This window comes from Microbulbifer thermotolerans (assembly GCF_900112305.1).
Taxonomy (GTDB): domain Bacteria; phylum Pseudomonadota; class Gammaproteobacteria; order Pseudomonadales; family Cellvibrionaceae; genus Microbulbifer; species Microbulbifer thermotolerans.
Map to the genome: position 1 here is coordinate 151,316 of NZ_FOKT01000002.1, position 22,712 is coordinate 174,027.

A 22,712-nucleotide genomic window follows, 5' to 3' on the forward strand; every position below is an offset into this window, starting at 1 on the left:
GGCTCCGATTCTGCAACATTAGTCGAAAACCTATACGGCACTGACCTCACAAGGCATTGATCTAAATCAACCTTTCCCCGGCTTGAGTGAATGCTGGCGCTTATTCCCTATAAATGAGGCAATAAGGAGGGAATGCACGTGCACGCAAGCCGCTTGAGCCCTTGAATCTGTACTTGCTATAGCGCCAAAATCAGCATCAACCCCAGTCCGGTGATAAAAAAACCGAAATGCAAGGATACAGCGTGCAATGATGCCTGCTGCTTAATTTCCGGTATCAGGTCCGATGCTGCGATATAAATAAAATTGCCCGCGCCAAAAAGCACCAGCCCAGTCACATCAAAGCTTTGAGAAATCCCGTAGGCAATCAACGCTCCCAGCGGAAAGGTTAACGCAGACAGAAAATTCCAAATCAGTGCACGACGTTGCGACCAGCCACCGTGGACCAGTACGCCGAAGTCCCCCAGCTCCTGAGGGATCTCATGGGCAACCGCTGCAATCCAGGCGGAGATGCCCGCTCGAGGGTCAATTAAAAAGGCACTGGCGATAGCGAGTCCCCCAATAAAGTTGTGAATGCCATCGCCGAGAAGGATGAGATAAGTCACCGGAGGCGCGTCCGCCTCCCTGGTGCTGTGCGAGTGGTGCCAGTGCAACAATTGTTCCAATAACAAAAAAGTCGTAAAGCCCGCCACCATCCACAGACTTGCAGAGAGTGGCGTAGCCCTACCCAATCCCTCCGGCAGCATATGAAAAAATGCTCCGCCGAGCAGAGTCGCGGCGGCCAGGGACACCAAGGGCAAAAGCAGCCGCTCCAAGGTGGCAGGACTGCAAAACACTGTGACACCGCCAACCATGGCAACAGCGCTCATCAAAAAGCTACCGGTAACAATCCAGATCAATGGTTCGGACATCACAACTATTCCCGGCAATTCGGCTGCTCAGTAGCGCTTGGGCTGGGCTAGTAACTGGCACGCCCAAATATCCCTAGGGAACCTATGACTAATTCGCGTGAACACAATGGTAGGTTCCGGGGCACTCGGGCAATAGGACGGATATTTCTAAAACGCACGAGTACTTCCCTGTAGCTCCGCCAGATACTTCCTTGTATCCGATGGTTTCGAAATATCCGTCCTATCACCCGAGCTTCACATCCGCTCCCGAAGAATCTCTGCCCCCAGGAAATGAATTAATCAGAGGTTCCCTAGGTTGAGATTTATTTTGGCTCATTAATCACACAATGCTGGCGCACACCTTTTTATAATGTTATATCATATCTACCTTATGAAGAATGAGGCGCCTCAGCACAAGATGCACTGCCAATCTGTGCAAATAGCGCCCACTCATAGTGCGACGTCACAGATCGCTTAATCCACACCAAAGAATGTATAAATAATGAACAAGAGTATATTTTTGCTGCTACCTGTCAGCCTTTCTGTACTTGGGATATGCGCAGAAACGGCACATGCCGTGGAAGCGTCCGGGCTGGAAACGATTGTTGTGACAGCCAGCCGTCAGGAATCCAAACTTGTAGACGCGCCGGCCAGTATTTCTGTCGTTACGGCGGACGAGTTGAACCGGATTGATGCCGAGGATTTAGCCGATGCACTCACCGCGCAGACCGGTGTAACCGTCACTTCCGTGGGACAGACCCGTCGTGGCATCAGCATTCGCGGCATGCCGGTCGAGCATACGCTGTACTTGGTCGATGGCCGCCGAATCAGCTCCAGTAACAGTGTCATTGCCCACTCGGACTACGAGCTGAGCTGGTTGCCCCAGTCCGCTATTGAGCGAATTGAAATGGTCCGCGGGCCAATGTCGTCTCTCTACGGCGCCGATGCACTGGGCGGTGTTGTCAATATCATCACCCGCGAGCCCGGCGACAGCTACCACGGCGAAGTAACGGCCTCACTCACGAACCTGGATCAATCCGGTGGAAATACAAATCAAGCCACTTTCTATCACTCCGGGCCTCTGATAGCAGAAACGCTGGCGTTTACCCTGGCGGGACAGTACTTCCAGCGTGACAATCTGCCAATGGAGGATAATGAGGCTATCTCAGAAATTGAAGGGAGAGAGTCTAAAGCCGCACAAGGTTCCCTATTATGGACTCCGCGCGACGGCCAGAAACTGCGGTTTACCTACAGTCGAAATGACGATGAGCGTGAGCGGGATGTTGCTAGCTACTCCAATGGCTACACCTCTATTGATGATATCGAGCGAGAACAGTTCGCTCTAAGTTATTACGGCGACTGGCAATGGGGACACGCCAGAATCAATGCTTACCAAGCTGAGTTGAAAAGGAAAAATCTCCGTACAAATGGTGTATCTGCTACGCGTCCACAAGCGCTTAAAGACCACATCATCGATGGTCACCTCGGTCTACCGCTGGCCTCAGGCCACTATCTCTCCATTGGTGGGCAACTGCGTGACGAAAAACTGTTCGACACTGAGTCATCCGCCATTGGTGAATCCTCGGCAACGCATAAGAGCCTCTTCCTGCAAGATGAGTGGAGGTTATCTGCTCCACTGAAAATCGTTTCTGGCCTCGGTATCGACAGCCACGAGGACTACGGGCAAGTGATCAATCCCCGTTTGTACGCCGTATACCATCTCAATGACAGCTGGACCCTAAAAGGCGGTTACGGCGAGGGCTTTAAAGCCCCTTCCCTAACGGAGCTGTCTGGAGAATTTCGGGTATTAGCCGCCGGCGGTATGTTTTGGGTTGAAGGTAACCCGGATCTCGAACCTGAGCGCTCAACAACTTATGAGCTCAGCTTTGAGTACACGCGGAACGTTTGGTTTATTGCCACTAGGATCTATGAAAATCAGCTCGAGAACCTTGTGCAAACTGTGTGCTATGCCGACTGTGGACTACGCGGCATTGAGCGGCGCAGCTATCAGAATGTCAGCGAGTCGCTGATTCGAGGACTCGAACTCGAGCTCAGCCGCAAACTGACCGATACGCTGCACGTCGACATCAATCATACGTACCTGGAAACCGAAGATCTGGATAGCGGAGAACCGCTGGAGGAACGGCCGCAATACATCAGCAACCTGATTTTGACCTGGTCTCCCTTGGACTCTGCACAACTGCGCTGGCGGGCTGAGTTTGTCGGCAAACAGTATGTGGGCTCCGAGCGCTATGCGCCCAAATATGATCTTCACCATATCGATGTGGATATTGAATTAACACCTTCGCTAACGCTGTATTCCGGCGTTGAAAACATATTCGATGAGCGACTGCTGGACTCCTCCGATCTCTACAGTCTGGCTGAGCCTGGGAGAGAAATTCGTTTGGGAATGCGAGCAAAGTTCTGAGGTAATTCATGTCGTTTACGTCTAAAAATCTCATTTTTTTGCTATTCATTATCCTGCCCTGTGGGGCACTTAGCCAAATGGATAAGCCCATTCGGGTCAGTGTGGTGGCCAATGATTTTGTGCTGCCAGGTAAAATCTCCCGGCTACGCGAAATTGCACAGCAATACGGTATTGAACTGACGGGGTTCACCGTCGGCCACTCGCCGGGAAGCGCGCGCTCTTGGCTTTCCCAATCAGACTTGGTCATTATCGATACTCCCCGCGGCGGCGATCGTGCCCAGGTAATGGCCTATATTGGCGATGCGCTAAAGAGTGAGACGACTCCTTGGATTGCGATCGGCGGCGGAAAGCCTACAGGGGAACATCTGCCCGGCGAGGTAAAGGCAGCTCTGTGGGGATACTACAGAGCTGGTGGTCAAAATAATTTCCATCATATGATGGCGTATATCGCGGCTTGGTGTATGGGGAAAAGTACAGCGGATGTCCCCCTGCCAGAAACACTACCCGTGGCGGGCTTCTATCATCCTCAGGCGCCGGAATACTTTCAGAGGCTCCAGAATTATTTTTCCTGGGGCGCTGATCGCTGGGACATAGGTGCTCCGGTCATGGCAGTTGCGATTGCTTCTTCGGCAGTTTCCAACGGCGAAACCGCCTTTTACGACGATCTGATCCAGGCGGTCGAGTCGGTTGGGGGCATACCGCTTGTATTCTGGTTTGACCGTAATGCGCCCGCTCCCATCACGTCGTTAATCGCCGATGCAAACCCCGTCATGCTGGTAAACAGCACCCACATGATGGGGGAAAACCTCCGCCGGGACTTGGAACTTCTGAATATCCCCGTAGTAATGGGGCTCAATTATCGCAGCGGGGACATACAACACTGGCGCGACGCCACCCAGGGCCTGTCCGCGGCGTCAGCAGCGGCACTGATGATGATTCCGGAAACTTGGGGGATGTCAGACCCCCTGGTATTAAGCGCGGTGGAAACGGGCACACCGAAAGCGATTCCAGAGCAGGTATCGATGCTGATTGGCCGCTTTCTTGCCATGGCGCACCTGCGCAATGCCGAGCGTAACGAGCTACATCTCGCGCTGTTGTTCTGGAATAGCCCCAGTGGAGCGAAAAACCTTTCCGCCTCCAATCTGAATGTGCCTCGCAGCATTGAAAATATTCTGCGCGCGCTGAAGGAAAGCGGCTACGCCGTGACACCCGTTCGGGAGCAAGAGCTGATCACCACAGCACAGCGGTTACTGTCCGCCTACTATCACCCCGAACAGCTCGATTCCCTGCTGGCAGATGGCCTTGCGGTCACGCTGCCCTTGGATGACTACCGCAACTGGTTACAAGAGCTGCCGGCGAGAATCCGTAAGGAGCTGCAAGATACTTGGGGCAGGCCGGAAGATCACTGGGCCTACCGCCGCCTGAACGGTGCGGATTACTTTGTGATACCGTTGGCGCGGGCGGGTAAACTCGCCCTACTCCCGCAGCCACCCCGTGCCGACCGCCCCGGAGAGGGGGTTCACGATACACACCAGGCGCCGGGGCACTTTTACCTGGCAACTTATCTCTATCTCCGTGAGCACTTTGCCGCAGATGCCTTAATTCACTTGGGTACCCATGGCACCCAGGAGTGGACGCCGGGCAAGGACCGGGGCCTGTCGGCTTACGATTACCCCAACCTGGCGGTGGGCAATGTGCCCGTATTCTACCCATACATTCAAGACAATATCGGCGAGGCCATGCAAGCCAAAAGGCGCGGTCGAGCCACTGTTATAAGCCACCAGACGCCCCCTTTTTCTCCGTCCGGACTATACGATGAACTTCGGGATATCCACGACTTGTTACACCGCTATCAGCAACTGGATAAGGGCGCAGTACGTGATACTACATTTGACAGGATATTGTCCGAAGTAATGCAGCATGATTTGCATCGCGATCTCGGCTGGAGCGAGGAAGCCATGCGCCGGGAACACAGCACCTTTCTTCCCCTGCTCCACGATCATCTGCACCTGCTGGCAAAAAGCAGTACTCCCATTGGCCTGCACAGCTTTGGTGAGTCCGCACCGCTCAAGTACCGCATCGCCACAGTGATGCAGCAGTTGGGAGAGGATTATTACCAGGCTCTCGATATTAATCCCGCGGAGGTTCACGCGACCAGCTATGATGCGTTGTTTGGCCAGCCCACTTATCAATACCTCGCACCCTTTCTGAACGGTGAGAAATCGCCGTCTGCCGCGGGTTCCCGCAACCTGAGGATATTGATGGAAAAGGCCCAAGCCTTTCACGACCGGCTCATCCACAACAGTGAGATCGAATCACTTCTGGCGGGTTTGCGGGGACAGCTGGTTCCCCCGGGCCCGGGAGGAGATCCGGTACGAAACCCGGAGACCACCAGCGGCACCAACCTTTTTGCACTGGACCCGAACAAGGTCCCCAGTCCAGAAGCCTATCGCGCGGCCGAGAAAACCTTTACCGACTTAGTCAAGGACTATCAGGAAAAGCACAATGGGCAGTGGCCGGACAAACTGGCTTTTTCTCTCTGGTCTTCGGAAACCATCCGGACTCTGGGCATAACCGAAGCGCAAATTATGCATGCGCTGGGTGTGCGTCCAGAGTGGGACCGCGGCGGTCGGGTCACAGGCCTTACGATCATTCCAGAGGCGGAGTTGGGGCGGCCCAGGATAGACACGGTGATTCAAGTCACCAGTGTTTACCGAGATCAATTTGACGGCATTATGAAGAAATTAGCCCGGGTGATCCGGATACTTTCTCAGCAAGAGGCTGACGATAGCAATACCATTGCCCGCAACAGCCGGCAGTTGATGTTATCACTGCGTGAACAAGGCTTAACCAATGCAGAAGCGGCCCGTTATGCGAGTGCCCGGATCTTCAGTAATCCGCCAGGCGATTACGGCACAGGTGTAACTGTTGCGGCGATGAACTCCACGGAGTGGGAAGATGAGGCCGTGCTCGCCGATACCTTTATTCAAAGCCAGTCCTATATTTATACAGAAGAAGACTGGGGCATGCCGGTTCAGGACTTGGCGTTGCTGGAAGCACAGTTACGGTACGTAGATGCTGTGTTGCTTTCAAGATCCTCCAATTTGCACGGGCTCCTGTCCACCGATCATCCCTATGAGTATCTCGGCGGACTCTCCGCCGCGGTCAAAAAAGTCAGCGGAGAACACCCGCAACTCTATGTTTCCGACGCCAGGTCGACAACCGCGACTATCACCGCTGCAGAGCAATTTTTTAGCAATGAAATGCGCATTCGCTATCAGAATCCACAATGGATTGAAGGCATGAAAGTCGAGGGTTACGCGGGAACAGTACAGATACTGAAAGTCGTCAACAATCTATTTGGTTGGCAGGCCATGGATTCCAACATGGTGCGGGAAGATCAATGGCAGGCAATGCACGACACCTATGTCATGGACGAGCGGAAGCTGGGGCTCAACCAATGGTTTGCGGAGCACAACGCTACTGCCCAGGCACAATTAATAGAGCGCATGATGGAGGCCGTGCGCAAGGGATACTGGGATGCCAGTGAGCAGACCCGGCGGGAAATGATCGAACGCTGGCAGTTGTTGGTCAATGAACTGGGAGCGGAAACCGACGCGCAAAAAACAGTGGAATTTATCCGCCAGCAGGCAGCGGGCTTCGGCCTGGAGGCTGCCGGCCCCAATGAAGGTAACCACGTCAAGGGGCAGATTTTAGAGCCGGTTATGGAGCAGTCAGCCTCACAAGGTGAAACCCGCTGGGCACTGTGGATTTTCTTTTTCTTGCTCTGCGGCAGTTTTGTCCTCGGCGTTGTCCGCACGCTGATCCGTTACCAAAAACTAGGCATTGATCATCTGGAGCCAGAGAATGTTCAGCAGTAACTTGGAAAGTGTTTTATCTCAGGTATCGGCGGTTTTTTTAGCCCCGTCTCTTCTGTGTATTGTTCTCGCCCTGATATATACCCTCTACGCCTTCGGGGCCCTGCTCACCGACGCCTGGCTAATGCGTAAGGGGGTACGGAGAACAGAGCTCAGTGCCTATGCAAGGAAGGCTGCAAAGCACAGCGATGATCTGGAGCTGTTTATCATGCGTAAACTGGAATTGTTGCGGCTCACTTCCCGGGTTACGCCCATGCTGGGACTGGTGGCGACTTTAATCCCTATGGGGCCCGCATTGCTGGCCCTTTCGGAAAACGACACCACCTCTGTCGGCAGTAATATGGTTGTCGCCTTTTCCGGTGTGACTCTAGCACTGATCACCGCCAGCCTCAGCTTTGTGATACTGAATATCCGCCGCCGCTGGCTGTTTGAGGAACTGCGCATGATTGAGCAGGATAGCGAACCAAGCGCAGGAGGGAGGGTATAAAGTGGCAAGGCGTTTTCTGGAGCAGGAAGATGATGATCCGATTCTGTCAGTAGTCAATCTAATCGATTTGTTTCTGGTAATTGTCGTCATCCTGCTGATCATTGTGGTCCGAAACCCCCTGAATCCTTTTTCCAATAAGAACGTGGTGGTAGTTGAAAATCCCGGGGAAATGAACATGAAAATTACGATCAAAAATGGCGAAGAATTAACCAGATATGAAAGTGATGGAGCTATCGGCGAAGGCGACGGTATCAAAGCTGGCGTCACTTACAAGCTCTCGAATGGCAAGATGATTTATGTTCCCGAGTAATACGGGAAATATGCACTCGACCGTCTCCTGCGGGGTAAACAGAGTATGCCCTGGATGGCAAGCATATATGCTTGCCATCCTATGATTTAAGGAACCTATGATTAATTCGCGTGAACACTATGGTAGCTTCCGGGGCGCTCAAGCAATAGGACGGACATTTCGAAAACTCACGAGTACCTCCCTCCAGTTCCGATGGATACACCCCTGTATCCGACGGTTTCGAAATATCCGTCCTATCACCTGAGCTTCACACCCGCCCCGAAGCGCCTCTGCCACCAGAAAGTGACTTAATCAGAGGTTCCTTAAATCTCAGCGTAATATTGAGGAAAATTTTAGTGAACCTGCAAGTCCACTAGCACCTGGTTGGCACCGGGCGTGAGTGTATGACTGGTCGTTTTTCCACCACTGGTTACATTGAGGGTATTTACTTGATCTCGCTCAATATCCATCAACATGGATTGCCGCACTGTCAGTTGGTTGCCCTGAATATCCGCTAGAGGGACTTCCTGATAGATCCAGATGTTATGCACATCTGCCTCCATACCAACCCATTCAGGTTTTAAGGCTGTACCCTTTTCGTCCCGTATCTGGAATCGAGCGTTGATATATTTTTCGATTTGCGCTGGTACATCCTTGAGATCCTTATCCGCATTGAGTGACAGCGCTCTTTGCATGTCGGCAACAAAAAAACGATGGGAAACCTCCAGCATCTGTGTTCTTTTATTCACTGAAAGCTCAGTAAGACCAAAGTGATATCGGTGCGCTTGCGCATGCAGAGAAAAAGCCATCGATATCACTAGGAAGATGAAAGACGAAAAAGGAATCTTCATGGGGTGTCACCGGGATTATCAGGATATGAGGAGATGATTGGGAACGGGAGCCCCCAGTTGGCGTCAGTACAACTGGAGGCTCACAGAAAAGAAGGTCAGCCCTTCTCTTTTAGTTCAGTGTCCCAGTCTTTCATGAGGTTGCGCCGTTTCTCTTCTTTAAATAGCTCAAGGCGCGACTTGATAATACGGCGTGGGTAGTAATTGTTCTCCACATTAACATCTGCCGTTTCCCAGTGCGGATCAAGAATGACTGATTTTAGAATCTTGTTTTTATCCCGCACTAACATTTTGGAGGTTTTACGACTGTTTTTTGCCCAGATCTCGGCAGGAATCCTGAGGTCCTCCACAGTGCCATCTTCATATTCCAGACGCAGGAACAACGGCATAACCAAGCCGCCGATATTGGAGAAGTCCAGGACATAGACATTGCTTTCCACGCTGAGCATGTCTCTTTCCCAGTCTTCCAGTCCAGCGAGCATATCCCGGTAGCTGTTGCGATCGGCATTGGATACATCAAACTCGTCGTGTTTGTTGTAAAAGTCCGCAAGCTCCGGCTTGGCATCAACAATCCGGGGCAGTTTACGCGCCCGATTTTCAATTGCTGTGATGCTCTCAGGCTCACTGTTGTGCTGCTCCCGTTTCCAGGGACCTTCGATGTCTGGGTTTTTCGTACCTACTGTGTAATGACGCACTTGGTCGAGACTGATATCCACATGATCGGTGGTATAGAACCACCCGCGCCAGAACCAATCGAGATCCATGCCGGAGGCATCCTCCATGGTGCGGAAAAAGTCCGCGGGCATCGGGCGTTTGAATTTCCAGCGCTGGGCATACTCGCGAAACGCAAAGTCGAACAACTCACGCCCCATAATTGACTCGCGCAATATGTTGAGCGCGGTGGCCGGTTTGCCGTAAGCGTTATTGCCGAATTGAAGAATAGATTCCGAGTTAGTCATAATCGGAACCTGGTTATCACTCTTCATATAATCGACAATTTTTCGCGCATCACCACGGCGGGATGGGTATTTTTCTTCCCATTCCTGCTCTGCAAGGAACTGCAAAAAGGTATTCAGCCCTTCATCCATCCAGGTCCACTGCCGCTCGTCTGAATTGACGATCATAGGGAAATAGTTGTGCCCTACTTCATGGATAATGACTGAAATCAGTCCATATTTGGTAGTGCGCGAATAAGTGCGCTTGCTTCGGTCCTCGTCATCGATTTCCGGCCGGGGGCCATTGAAAGTAATCATCGGGTATTCCATCCCGCCGACAGGACCGTTAACGGATATGGATACGGGATAGGGATAGTCGAAGCTATAGCGATTGTACACATCCATGGTATGGATGATGGTCTCTGTCGAATATTTATCCCAAAGTGGCATGCCCTCTTCCGGGTAGAAAGACATGGCCAGGGTATCGGTCCCGCCTTTTTTATATCCCTGTGCATCCCACAGGAATTTGCGCGAGGACGCCCAGGAAAAGTCGCGGACATTCTCCGCTTCAAAAATCCAAGTTTTACGCTTTTTCGAGCGGCTCTTTTCGTTCTTGAGCGCTTCTTCCTTCGTGATAATCATCACTGGTTTCTGCGCGGTACGCGCTTTTTTCAGGCGTGCACGTTGTTCCCGGGTCAGCACCTCCTCAGGGTTCTGCAAAACACCGGTGGCAGCCACCACGTGGTCGGCAGGAACATTGATAGCGACTCGATAGTTGCCGAATTCCAGTGCAAATTCACCGCGCCCCAAAAAGGGTTTGTTCTGCCATCCACTGACATCGTTATAGGCGGCCATGCGCGGAAACCACTGCGCGATTTCGTAGAGATAGTTGTCGTCGCGCTTAAAATACTCATAGCCGGAGCGCCCGCCGAGCGCCTTCTGCTCAATGACTTTATAACTCCAGTCGATTTGGAAACGCACTTGCTCTCCCGACTTCAGAGGTTTCGGCAAATCGATGCGCATACCAGTGTCGACGATGGTGTGGGCAAGCTCGCGTCCCTTGCTGTCAGCCACGCGCGAAATCTGGTAGCCGCCGGGGAATTCATCCGCTACAACTTGCCGTCGAAAAACGCCAAAAGGAATTGTGTCAGGCGCAATAGACTCGAGGTCTACTGGCGTTGCCAGATTGCCCATGGAGTCCGGCTTAAATCGGTTTTGATCTAGCTGTAACCAAAGGTAGCGCAGGGTATCCGGTGAATTATTGGTATAAGTCACCGTTTCAGAAGCCGTGATTAACTGCTTGTCATCGTCAAGGGATACCTGGATATCGTAATCCGCCTGCTGCTGCCAGTAGGCGTGCCCTGGTGCTCCAGAGGCGGTGCGATAGGCATTGGGGGTCGGTAAGAGTTCGTCTAATTGCCGGAACTTATCACCGGTGACATTCAAGGGGTCCGAGGCCATGGCCAGGTTCACCCCAGCCATGGCAAAGATTGCCGCTCCCCAGCGGCGGAGTGAATTTACATTCATCACACAATCATCAAAGTTACAAAAAAATAGGGAGACATTGTATCATCCGAAGAGTGGCGCGAAACTTTTCTGCAAGTGATTTGTCGCAGCGATGCAACCGTTTATCCCTGGGGATACCTTCCGCCTTGTGCGGGAATAAGGGCTTTAGGAAATCTCAGACGCATTCGCGCCCTGGCCGCAAAGATACTTCCTGCTCGAGTGGCGGGATGGGCATTTCGAAGTCGGCGGATACAGGGCGATTCTGGCGGAGCTACAAACACTTTCTGGTGCGTTTTTGAAATATTCATCCCACCGGCAAAGTGCCTCGATACCAGCGACAGCGCGCACGCAGTTTAGTCAGAGACCTGTGGACCGATTGCTCAGGCAGCACTCAATGCTTCCAGCCAAGCGCTTTCCATCCGGGTCCACTCACCCGGCTGCGCGTCGATCACCTCTACGCGGCTTTCCGATATATCGTCAAGCTCCAAAACGCTCAGTACGGAATCCGCCTTATTGAAACCAAACACCCCGTCTTGGGTGATAAAAACGCCCTTAACTCTATCCGCGCCGATACCGCTAATTAGGGAAAACAGTTTGTGAAAATCAAATACCAAGGTGGGATCAAATCGCCAGCCACAACTATGAAAGCCCTCGCCACTGTGCTCCAGACGTAGATAGCCGCATTCCGGTATCGGTTGCTCATTTATCTCCGGATGCGTGGCATGGGTGTGCGTTTGAGCCTGCGGCAGCGTGAAACCACTGGGGGAATGCAGCCATTCCGGCAGAAGCCTGCCCTGCTCGACCACCTTTAGCGGTTTAGTAGGGCCGTGCGCACTGCTGGAAAGAAAACGGCGAAGCGCTTCAAGGTCGCGCGGACCGTAGAGATCGGATTTATTGGCCACCACCAGATCCGCCACTTCCAGCTGCTGGCGGAAGGTATCGTTACTCAGGTAGCGTTCATCCGCCAGACAGCGCGCATCCACGAGTGTCAAAGTCGCGCGCAAATCCAGCACCCCACTGGATGCAGCCTCAGAAAGTGCGGTGAGGACTTCGCGGGGGTGACCGAGGCCAGTGGGTTCTATCAGCAGCCGCTGGGGTCTCGCCCGCCTCAAAAGCTGATTGAGAGCCACCTGCATGGGTAAGCCGGCTGTACAGCACATACAACCACCGGGTACTTCGCGGATAAAGACCTCTCCGTCATTTTCTGAGCCAAATAGGCTGCCATCGACGCCGATCTCACCAAACTCGTTCACCAGCACCGCCCAACGCTCGCCGGTGGGCTTATTGTCCAGGAGGTGACGAATAGCTGTCGTCTTGCCAACCCCCAGAAAGCCGGTAATCACATTGGCCGGCACTTGGCGAATCGGGTCTTCTATCTTCATTCAGGCCGCACTCCGCCCGCATTCATCGCACAGGCAGTCCAGTTCCAGTTGAGACGTCTGCAAATGGTAACCGGCCGCTTCCACTGTCTCCCGCAGCGCAGCGATCACTTCAGGTTTAATGCCAATTTCCCGCACTTTGCTGCAGCGGCTGCAAATGAGAAATTGCGGAGTTTCATGCCGGTGGTCACAGGCAATATGGGCACAGGCGAGATATTTATTTTCCGAGTTTAATTTATGCGCGAGATTCTCATCGACCAGGAAATCCAACATCCGGTACACGGACATGGCGGGAATCGGCTCACCGAAATCGACCCGGTACTGATCTGCAATCTCGTAGGCGGACAGTGGCGTTTTCGCGCGCAGCAGTACTGTGAGGATGTTTCTGCGCTTTTCGGTCAGACGGGCCCCGGAAATGCGGCAGCTTTGCTCCGCGGCACTCAAGTTGCGTTTAAGCTCGGATGCATTCATGGATTTATTAATTTCAACTTGTTTCGCACCAGGTGGCGATTCACCTGCTGTGCAATGTTTGTCTGCCCTAAGGAAAAGTCCCCAAGGCGATGCCACTATGGCTGACTTTTCGAGGTTATCATAATAGAAAGCCTCCGTTCATTCGCATGAGCGTTTCCCTAGATTCCCGGGTCCGCAGACAGTGGATTCGAAAACGTGTGAGCACGCCCCTATAACTCCGCAACCCCCGTGATTCCGACGGCTTTGACATGCCCATTTCACCACCCGAGTTTTGTCATCGGGCCATTAAGTCTCTTTACAGTCATGTCGTGTTGCATCAAATGTTATGTTATAACATATGAAATGTCCAGAATTTGGGAGGCAACAGTGATGGATAATCGCTTACCGGTAACAGTGCTGTCTGGTTTTCTCGGCGCCGGCAAGACCACCTTGCTCAACAGTATTCTCAATAATCGTGCCGGCAGACGTGTAGCGGTAATTGTCAATGATATGAGTGAGATCAACATTGATGCCGGCCTTGTACACAGTCAGATTCACCTCCACCGCGGGGAGGAGAAGCTGGTGGAAATGAGCAACGGCTGTATTTGCTGCACCCTGCGCGAAGACTTGTTGGAAGAGGTAAGCCGCCTGGCCCGGGACGGGCGTTTTGACCACTTATTGATCGAATCCACCGGGATATCCGAGCCTCTGCCGGTAGCAGAGACCTTCACTTTTGCCGACGAAAACGGCAACAGTCTTTCCGATCTGGCACGCCTGGACAATATGGTCACGGTCGTGGATGGCGTCAACTTTCTGCAGGAATACCATGCGGCCCGCTATCTCAAGCAAACCGGCGAATATCTTGGCGATGATGATGAGCGCAATGTGGCCGACCTATTGGCGGAACAGGTAGAGTTCTGCGACCTGCTACTCATCAGCAAAACAGATCTTATGACCGCTTCACAGCTGGCTGATCTCAAGGCGGTATTGCGCAGCCTGAACCGCCGTGCGGAGATTATCCCAATGGAGAACGGCAATGTCCCTATTGCCAAGATCCTCGATACCAGGCGGTTTGATTTTGAGCAGGCCCAGCTGGCGCCGGGCTGGCTCAAGGAGCTGCGCGGCGAACATACCCCGGAGACTGAGGAATATGGCATTCGGAGCTTCACCTATCGCGCGCGACGCCCCTTCCACCCGCAAAAGCTGTACGATTTTTTCCACCATCCGGCACTCAGTGGAAAGCTTCTGCGCTCTAAGGGTTTCTTTTGGCTCGCCAGCCGCCCTGACTACGCCGGCAGCTGGAGCCAGGCGGGAGGCATAGCGCAACACGGCGCCGCAGGTTATTTCTGGAGTGCCGTACCCCGTGACCGCTGGCCGGAAAATCCCGAGCAAGTGCAATATATTCTCGAAAACTGGCGGGAACCTTACGGCGACAGACGGCAGGAATTGGTCTTTATCGGCCAGAATCTGCAACAACCCTGGCTGCAAGAGCAGCTGGACTCATGCCTCCTTAACGATGAAGAAATCGCCGCCGGTGAGAGATTCTGGCGAAGCCTGCCAGACCCCTTCCCCGCCTGGGACTGAGCTCTCACGATGCATCGCCATTTATTCCCGCTTTCGCCCTGACTTTTTCTCCATCCTCCCAGTCTTCGCCGGCCCCGAGGGGTCGGCCTTTTTGCGCTCCGCGAGCGCTTTATAATGTGCCAAGTTGGCCTGACAATGTGCCAGGTTAGCCTGCGCTTCAGCCAGAGTCACCTCCAATGCGCGCTGCCGCTGCACACATTCTCGATATTGCCCCTCTGTGCGCTCCAGCTGTTCCCGCAGCAAGTCCCGCTCACTTGTTTTTACACTGAGGGCCTTTTCGGTGTCGCTCAGCTGTTTTTGCAGTGGCGGCAGCTGATGCTCCAACTTTTCAACAGCGCCTTCCAGACTGACCATCTGTTTGCGCGCTGCCCCCAGTTCACTGAGCAGGCGCGCGTTGTCCTTGTTGAGCTGAGTGAGCTCCTCCTGTTTTACGATCACAGTTTGATTGGCTTGTCGCAGCTCGGCTTGCAGCTGCTGCAGCTGCTGCTCATGTCGGCGGATATCCTGCTCCCGCTGTTCTTTACTGGCTTGGCGGAAGTGCTCAAGCGCATCTCGGGCGTGTCGATGCTTCTCTTCCAGAGAACTCAGGTGAGCATCTTTGTCTGCCAAGTGCGCCTCCAGCCCTTCCACCTGCTGTGACAAGCGCTGACTTCTGACCTGTTCAGCTTGTAATGACGCAGCGGATTCCTCCAGCGACGCCTGAGTAGCTGTCAGGCTGCGATTCAGCCTATCTACGTTTATACGGCTCTCCTTGAGTGCGGATTCGAGTTCAACGCGCTCCTTTTTCCATTGCGCCTCCCGCTCAGCGTGGCGTTTTTCCGCCGCCGAGACGATTTCCTCAGCCTCTTCCCGCAGCTTGGCCGCCATCTTCGCCACCATCTCCCGCAAAGCCTTGCTGAGCAGCTGCTCATCGTCGAGCCGGGTATTTTCCTCCGCTTCAAGCTCTTTCAAGTAGCGGTGAATGGTGGATTTTGAGCCGGTATTGCCCAGCTCAATACGTATTGCATCAATTGATGGATTTTCCCCTCTCGCCAATAAAGCGGCTCTAGCCCGCGCCACCTGGACCTTATTGATACCTGCCCGCGCCATACAAAGCCCTTCTATTATTTTGTACCATAATACGTATTATGTATTTACATACTAAATTATAATGTAATTCTTGCCAATTTTTAGAAAAACTTACTTTTGATAATAATGAATTATTCATTGTTATATATTTTTTGAACCGTAAAATGCGCATTTTCAGTACGAAACCCATCCGATTCAGGCCCCTGCCCTACCGCCTCCCGAGGTGCAGCGATGAGCAAAATTGAGCAGTACATCCACGCGGCCACCCGCGAAAACACAAGGCGCAGCTATCAATCTGCAATCCGCCACTTCGAGGTAACCTGGGGTGGCTTCCTGCCAGCCACCGCTGACAGTGTTGCCCGCTACCTGGCCGAACACGCAGATACTTTGGCTGTCAGCACACTTCGACTGCGCCTCGCCGCACTGGCCCAGTGGCACCGGGAGCAGGGATTTCCCGATCCAACCAAGGCTCCTGTTGTGAGAAAGGTTTTGAAGGGCATCCGCGAACTCCACCCTGCGCAAGAAAAACGCGCACGCCCGCTGCAAGTGGAGGAGCTGGATAGGATTACTGACTGGCTGGAAGGTGCGCGTGAAAAGGCGGAAACGAGGAACGACCGCAAAACCCTACTCGCCGCTACTCGCAATAAGGCGATATTGCTGCTGGGTTTTTGGCGCGGTTTCCGCAGCGATGAGCTCTGCCGTTTACAGGTGGAGTTTGTAACTGTCAGCCCCGGAGAAGGGATGACTCTCTTCCTGCCGCGCAGCAAAGGGGATCGACAAAGCGCGGGGCGGGAGTTCAGGGTGCCGGCTCTGAGCCGGCTATGCCCTGTTGCCGCCTATGAGGACTGGATCCGGCTCGCCGGGATCGGAGAAGGCCCCGTTTTTCGCGCTATCAACCGCTGGGGGCAGCTGTCCGGGCAAAGCCTTAGCCCCAATAGTATCTCCCCCCTTCTCCGCCATTTGTTTGCAGAGTCCGGCCTCGCCGCTGATACCGGAATAAGCAGCCACTCATTGCGCAGGGGGTTTGCCAACTGGGCGAGCAGTCACGGCTGGGATACCAAGACTCTCATGGAATATGTGGGTTGGCGGGATGTTCAGTCTGCAATGCGTTACATCGATACCCCCGACCCGTTTTCACGTCAACGCATTGAAAAGAGCCTGACCGCTTATACCTCCAACCGCCTTACAGATAACTCTGATCGTTGACTATTAGTGGCTAAAAGACAAAAATGATCGCGAAAATTACTGCGGCACTGGATAGACCGGTACCGCCCATCTGGCAAGGAGCTTGCTTTCATGTTCAAAACTTACGACTTTGCCGTCTTTATTGGCCGGTTTCAGCCTTTTCACGCGGGGCACCTCAAAGTAGTGGAGGAAGGGTTATCCAGAGCGGAGCACCTGATAGTACTGATCGGCTCGGCTTTTCAACCCCGCAACCTCCGCAACCCGTGGACGCATGAGGAGCGGGAAGCCCAAATCAGAGCTTGTCTGCCGGCAGAAGACAACCGCCGCTTGATCTGCCTACCCCTGATGGATGTGCCCTACAACGACGAGTTATGGGTTCGCAATGTACAGACTTCAGTCAATGGCATAGTGACGGCGCATCATTCAGTGCCACACAAACCACCGAAAATCGCATTGATCGGTCATCGCAAGGATCACACCGGTTTCTACCTGAGCCTGTTTCCACAGTGGGATTCAGTGGGTATCGGAAACTTTAACGGGATCAGTGCCACAGCTATCCGGGAACGTATATTCTCCGACAACGCCACTGGCCAATTGCATGACTTAGAAGAATCACGAGTGCTGCCGCCGCCCGTAGCACAGGCACTGCACTCTTTTGTGGAGGCGGATCCCGCCTATCAGGCAATACGCAAAGAGGCGGAATTTGTTGCCAAATACAAAGCATCATGGGCCGCCGCTCCCTACCCGCCAACCCATGTTACCGTCGACGCGGTGGTTGTGCAGTCCGGGCACGTTCTGCTGGTAAAACGGCGCGCTTACCCCGGACGCGGCCTATGGGCCCTGCCTGGCGGGTTTGTCGATCCCCATGAGAAATTGGTAGATGCATGTTTACGGGAACTGCGCGAAGAAACCCGTCTCAAGGTACCGGCGCCAGTGCTAAAGGGTTCAATCCGCCGGCAGAAAGTGTTTGACGATCCTCATCGCTCTGCCCGAGGCAGAACCATTACTCATGCCTTTTATATAGAGTTGGAGCCCAACAGCCAGCTGCCCAAGGTAAAAGGTGGTGATGACGCCAGCCACGCCAAATGGGTACCTCTGGGCGCACTGAACCCACGAGAGATGTTTGAGGATCACTACGCTATCATTCAATCACTGATGGGGGCTGCGTAACGCAGCCCCTGCTACGTACCTTCTGCAGTCCTCCCCTGCCAGCCACCCCGACTTCGTCATTGCGTAAAATTTTCACCAATTTCCCCTTGACAGGATAGTGTCTCTAAGACACCATTCGCGTTAGAGACGAAACGTCACTAACTGAGTGGCCTCTTTCTCTAACGGAGTACCGGATAGACCGGCACTAATAATTCTTTCGACGGAGGGTTTCCGCGATGCAAGACTACAACCCGATACTGAACGTAGACAGCTACAAAACCAGTCATTACCTCCAATACCCGGAGGGTACCCAATACGTAAGCAGCTATATTGAAAGCCGCGGCGGGCAGTTCAAGGAAGCGGTGTTTTTCGGTCTGCAGGCTTTTATCAAGCAATACCTGAGCCAACCCATTACCCGGAATGACATCGAGGAAGCGGAGGAGCTCTGCCTGGCCCATGGGGTTCCGTTCAACCGCGCGGGTTGGGAGTATATCCTGGAAGCCCATCAAGGCTATCTGCCCATTGAAATACAGGCCGTGCCCGAGGGCACCGTGGTACCGGTACAAAATGTGCTGGCGCAAGTTGTAAATACCGACCCCAAATGCTTTTGGATTACCAGTTATGTTGAGACTGCGCTGCTGCGCGCTATCTGGTATCCGACCACAGTGGCAACACAAAGCCGGGAGGCGAAAAAAATTATTCAGCGCTACCTGGAGGAAACCGCGGATACTTTGGACGGCCTGCCCTTTAAGCTACATGACTTCGGCGCGCGCGGCGCAAGCAGCGGGGAAACCGCCGCCCTGGGCGGGCTTGCCCACCTGGTGAACTTCCAGGGTACCGACACTGTGGCAGCCCTGGTTGCCGGTCGCCGCTTCTACAATGCCCCAATGGCCGGCTTCTCTATTCCGGCGGCAGAACACAGCACTATGACCAGCTGGGGGCGAGAGCATGAAACCGAAGCCTACGCCAATATGCTGACCCAATTCACCGGAGACGGACGCGTCGTAGCAGTAGTCAGTGATAGCTACAACTTGTGGAATGCCATCGATAATATCTGGGGCGGTGAACTGAAAGAGCGGGTGGAAAATAACGGCGGCACCCTGGTGATTCGGCCCGACAGCGGTGATCCCGTGGACGTGGTAACCCAAACCATCGAGCGCCTGATGCGTATCTTCGGAGCCCGAATCAATAGCAAAGGTTATCGGGTTCTACCGGATTATATCCGCGTAATCCAGGGGGATGGTATCTCACTGCACACCATCGAAGGTATTCTGGCCGCGATGAAAGCCCGCAAGCAGAGCGCAGATAACATCGCATTTGGTATGGGGGCGGAGCTACTGCAAAAAGTACACCGGGACACTATGAAATTTGCCATGAAGGCGAGCGCAGTACGGGTCAACGGGCTATGGCGCGATGTGTTCAAAGACCCAGTTACAGATACCGGTAAACGTTCAAAAAAAGGACGCCTGGCTCTGATTCGCCGGGGCAACGGTGAACTTCGGACAATTCGTGAACAGGACCTTGGAAATCGCCAAAACCTGCTGCAACTGGTGTTCCGCAATGGAAAGCTACTGACTGAGCAAAGCCTAGAGGATATCCGTAGACGCGCAGCAGTCCCGCACAACGAGGACGAGCTTGTCATGGCAGCTGTTTCTTAGCGTATCTTCAACCAATCCGTATAAACCCAGAAGGGAGTTATGCGACGAGAGCCCGGCCAAACCGGGCTTTTGTTGTTTCACGCTTCGCCAATACAACCCAGCCACCTCAGGAGATTGACAGGGGTAGTCCCCACCGACTGTATGCCGTACCGGTTAAAAAGTACCGCAATAACGCTGTATACCGGGAACCTATGTATATTCGAGGAAGCCGCCGCTGCCCGCCGGAACGCCTATGCGTATAAGTTGATAACCGTTCATTGACAACGCAATGGTGTTAAATCACTACTGCTCAAGATTGCGCACAAAGGTGTAGTCACCAGACTTTTCCCGCATCCGGTACAGGGCAGCTGGGCGTCCACCCTCGGAGCGTTTCTCGCCAGTATCAATTAAGAGGTTGGCCTGTTCGATCCTGCGCCGGAAGGACTTCTTCTGTAACGGCTTGCCGATAATCACTTCGTGCACCCGCTGTAACTCCGGAAGAGTGAAGGTTTCAGGAAGCGCATAAGCGGGCACTATGCTGTACAAGGCTTTCTGGCGTAGGCGTTCGCGGGCGCGATACAGTATTTGCTGGTGATCGAATGCCAATTCCATCTTTTCCGCCCGCGCAACATTCATCCAGTCCACATTCGATACCGTCTCAATATGGCTCCGGCAGGCCTGGTGCGCAATCAGGGCGGTATAGCTGATTGTCACCGACCAACCCCGTTTGTCCCTGTCAGGTCCGCCAAAGGTATACAGCTGTTCAATATAAGGCGGCTCCACCGAAGTCTTTTGTTTGAGGATACGGATCACCGTGTCTTCCAGAGAGCGGTCTTTCTTCTCGTCAACGAACCCACCTGGCAAGGCCCACTTCCCCTTCTCCGGATGGTTGGACCGCTCGATGAGCAGTACCTTGAGATCGCCCTGGTGGTAGGTGAATAAAACCGCGTCCACCGTAAGCAAAGGACTCTCGAACAGCGTTTTTTTGTAGTTCTGTAAGTACTTTTCTTCGCTCATAAAAGCCCATCATATAGTGTCGTTTAGGCACTATATTACTTGCTCACAGCCCACGACCACAATCGTCAACGTGGAAAGGAGCGCCTCAGTCTCCTCAGGATTGGCTACTGCGCTCATGGGGAGAAAACCAGGCATTCCTTAGTGGCTTGCCTTATCATACTGCATAAATATACAGTCCTCGCTATGCAATCCTGGTCGCAAGCAGTGCCTGCATTACGAGATAAGCAACAAAATGCCTTCCCCCGCCGAATTGAAGCCGGACTACTATCTGACCAATTTTCAGACATTGGTCGATTTCGTTATGAAACGATACCAGCACTTACTCTCGGAGAAGGAGCTGGCTTTCCGACGCAGATTGGAAACTCTGGACATCAACAGCCGACGACTCTTTGTGCGGCTATTACTGCGTAAAGGGGTACCCTCTTCTGCCGGAGCGCTGTTTCGGCAGGACAAGCTCAACTACGCTGAAATTCAGCATTTGCCACGGGCCGTGGTGCGCTTGATAGATGCGGGTCTGCTACAGCGCAACCCGAAACTGCCCGTGGAAGCATACCTGCCACTATACAACCGAGCGGAACTGGCCGCGCTCAGCCCCATCCCCCTCCCCCGTTCACTCAAACGCCAGGCACTGGTGCGAGCACTACTGGAGCAAAGTCCACAACCGTTAAACCTACAGGAAGCCTTATCTCGGTTCGGCCCGGTCTTGGCCGTGCAGAAGGCGGAGCACTTCAAGACCTTTCGCCTCCTTTTTTTCGGCAATCTAAGTCAGGATCTGAGCGAATTTGTGTTGCGGGATCTGGGGCTTTATCGCTACGAGCCCTATCCCCTGGAACAGCGGCACTTGCCCTTCCGGAGCCGGGCGCAGGTCGAACAGCACCTGCTCTATTATCAGTGCCAGGAAGAGCTGGGCGACGCGCTCGACAAAGGGAAAGACGCTATTCTGGCACTGGCCGAGCGGTTGCCATCCGGAATTGACGGGGACGCCGCCCTTCAGCGCCGCCTGGATCGCCTGCGTTTAAGCTTGGCCCGACAGCTCGAACGGCTGGAAGCGCTGGAGGATGCCGAACGCCTGTACCGCCTTTGCACCCATCCGCCTGCGAAAGAGCGCAGAGCGCGTATCGCCGTCAAGCGAGGAGATATCGAAAACGGGCTCGCCCTGTGCCGGGAAATTCTGGCCACGCCCTGCAACGAGGCCGAGCGGATATTTGCCGAGCGCTTCGGCCACCGCACAGCCAAAAATACAGTGTTCGAAAACGACTGGCCCCCTCCCACCCAATACCGGCCACCAGCGCAAACCATCAGGCTGCCGAAATCCCTGGAGCGGGTGGAACTGCTGGTCATGAAGCACCTGGAAAAGTCGGACGGGGGCTGCTGTTACTATGTTGAAAACAACTTGCTTAGCAGTGTATTGGGGCTTTATTGCTGGGATATTGTCTTCAAACCGATACCCGGAGCATTTTATAACCCGTTTCAGGCGGAACCGGGGGACTTTCGTACAGCTGACTTTTATCCCTCGCGGCAGTGGGCGTTCGATCGACGCCTCGCGGAGCTCAACACAGAAACTCTGACGCAGCGTGTATGGCGCTGCTACCGCGAAAAGCGGGGCATCACCAATCCGCTGGTGATCTGGCAGGCCCTATCGGATAAGCTGTTGCAACTGGCACTGACACACATTCCCGTACCGCATTGGTACCAGTTGTTTCGGCGCTTCCTCGCGGATATTACCCATCACCGAAACGGCCTGCCGGACCTGATTCTGTTTCCTGAATCCGGTGGCTATCGCCTGCTGGAAGTCAAAGGGCCGGGCGATCGTCTGCAACCGAATCAGTTGCGTTGGCTGACCTTCTTTGCCCAGCATCAGATTCCCCACAGAGTCCTGCATGTGGAGTGGCAATAACTGTGAACGAGGTCGAAACCCCGATAGGGGAAGCACAGACCGCGGGTTCCGAAACTATCTTGCGGCGGCCGGTAGCAGAGTACAGGCT

16 protein-coding genes are annotated in these 22,712 nt (G+C 53.7%); 9 read left to right on the forward strand and 7 right to left on the reverse strand.

Annotation, left to right across the window (positions count from 1 at the left end):
• Positions 1-176: 176 nt before the first annotated feature.
• Complete coding sequence (locus tag BM155_RS03165) at positions 177-908, reverse strand: ZIP family metal transporter (RefSeq protein ID WP_074901056.1); 732 nt, start codon at positions 906-908, stop codon at positions 177-179.
• A 481-nt stretch (positions 909-1,389) separates the two neighbouring features.
• Between BM155_RS03165 and BM155_RS03170 the strand changes: the two genes are divergently transcribed.
• The 4 genes from BM155_RS03170 to BM155_RS03185 are packed head-to-tail and all read left to right on the forward strand — an operon-like array spanning position 1,390 to position 7,990.
• Complete coding sequence (locus BM155_RS03170) at positions 1,390-3,315, forward strand: TonB-dependent receptor domain-containing protein (RefSeq protein ID WP_083421065.1); 1,926 nt, start codon at positions 1,390-1,392, stop codon at positions 3,313-3,315.
• 8 nt (positions 3,316-3,323) lie between these two features.
• Entirely contained in the window at positions 3,324-7,196 is a 3,873-nt protein-coding gene (gene cobN, locus BM155_RS03175) for a cobaltochelatase subunit CobN (protein WP_074901058.1), read from the forward strand.
• The gene (locus tag BM155_RS03180; RefSeq protein ID WP_074901059.1) at positions 7,183-7,680 is read left to right on the forward strand and encodes a MotA/TolQ/ExbB proton channel family protein; all 498 of its coding nucleotides are present in this window, start codon (positions 7,183-7,185) and stop codon (positions 7,678-7,680) included. The genes cobN and BM155_RS03180 overlap by 14 nt, the downstream gene beginning before the upstream one ends.
• Before the next feature lies 1 nt (position 7,681).
• Entirely contained in the window at positions 7,682-7,990 is a 309-nt protein-coding gene (locus tag BM155_RS03185) for a DUF2149 domain-containing protein (RefSeq protein ID WP_074901062.1), read from the forward strand.
• Positions 7,991-8,322: 332 nt separating this feature from the next.
• On the opposite strand, the gene BM155_RS03190 is transcribed toward BM155_RS03185, so the two are convergent.
• The 4 genes from BM155_RS03190 to BM155_RS03205 form a co-directional block, all read right to left on the reverse strand.
• Entirely contained in the window at positions 8,323-8,820 is a 498-nt protein-coding gene (locus tag BM155_RS03190; RefSeq protein ID WP_074901065.1) for a DUF6702 family protein, read from the reverse strand.
• Positions 8,821-8,915: 95 nt separating this feature from the next.
• On the reverse strand, positions 8,916-11,279 hold the full coding sequence (locus tag BM155_RS03195; protein WP_175487746.1) for a M1 family metallopeptidase: 2,364 nt from the start codon (positions 11,277-11,279) through the stop codon (positions 8,916-8,918).
• 359 nt (positions 11,280-11,638) lie between these two features.
• Positions 11,639-12,640, reverse strand: a complete 1,002-nt coding sequence (locus tag BM155_RS03200) for a CobW family GTP-binding protein (protein WP_067153301.1) — start codon at positions 12,638-12,640, stop codon at positions 11,639-11,641.
• Complete coding sequence (locus BM155_RS03205) at positions 12,641-13,108, reverse strand: Fur family transcriptional regulator (RefSeq protein ID WP_067153303.1); 468 nt, start codon at positions 13,106-13,108, stop codon at positions 12,641-12,643.
• A 369-nt stretch (positions 13,109-13,477) separates the two neighbouring features.
• Here BM155_RS03205 and zigA point away from each other — a divergent pair, with 369 nt between their 5' ends.
• Positions 13,478-14,671, forward strand: a complete 1,194-nt coding sequence (gene zigA / locus BM155_RS03210; RefSeq protein ID WP_067153305.1) for a zinc metallochaperone GTPase ZigA — start codon at positions 13,478-13,480, stop codon at positions 14,669-14,671.
• A gap of 21 nt (positions 14,672-14,692) precedes the next feature.
• Here zigA and BM155_RS17505 read toward each other — a convergent pair whose 3' ends face one another.
• Positions 14,693-15,760, reverse strand: a complete 1,068-nt coding sequence (locus BM155_RS17505) for a DNA-binding protein (RefSeq protein WP_067153307.1) — start codon at positions 15,758-15,760, stop codon at positions 14,693-14,695.
• Positions 15,761-15,970: 210 nt separating this feature from the next.
• Between BM155_RS17505 and BM155_RS03220 the strand changes: the two genes are divergently transcribed.
• The 3 genes from BM155_RS03220 to BM155_RS03230 all read left to right on the forward strand — a co-directional run bounded on the left by BM155_RS03220 (position 15,971) and on the right by BM155_RS03230 (position 19,731).
• Positions 15,971-16,945 carry a site-specific integrase gene (locus tag BM155_RS03220; RefSeq protein WP_074901068.1) on the forward strand — a complete coding sequence of 325 codons (975 nt, stop codon included), beginning with the start codon at positions 15,971-15,973 and terminating at the stop codon, positions 16,943-16,945.
• Positions 16,946-17,035: 90 nt separating this feature from the next.
• Positions 17,036-18,094 (forward strand): bifunctional nicotinamide-nucleotide adenylyltransferase/Nudix hydroxylase, encoded by a 1,059-nt coding sequence (locus BM155_RS03225; RefSeq protein ID WP_067153310.1) that lies wholly within the window; start codon positions 17,036-17,038, stop codon positions 18,092-18,094.
• Between the two features lie 215 nt (positions 18,095-18,309).
• Entirely contained in the window at positions 18,310-19,731 is a 1,422-nt protein-coding gene (locus BM155_RS03230) for a nicotinate phosphoribosyltransferase (protein ID WP_074901071.1), read from the forward strand.
• A gap of 282 nt (positions 19,732-20,013) precedes the next feature.
• On the opposite strand, the gene BM155_RS03235 is transcribed toward BM155_RS03230, so the two are convergent.
• Positions 20,014-20,727, reverse strand: coding sequence for an NUDIX hydrolase (locus BM155_RS03235; protein WP_067153314.1), 714 nt, complete (start codon positions 20,725-20,727; stop codon positions 20,014-20,016).
• A gap of 232 nt (positions 20,728-20,959) precedes the next feature.
• Between BM155_RS03235 and BM155_RS03240 the strand changes: the two genes are divergently transcribed.
• Entirely contained in the window at positions 20,960-22,624 is a 1,665-nt protein-coding gene (locus BM155_RS03240; protein ID WP_074901073.1) for a VRR-NUC domain-containing protein, read from the forward strand.
• Positions 22,625-22,712: the final 88 nt, after the last annotated feature.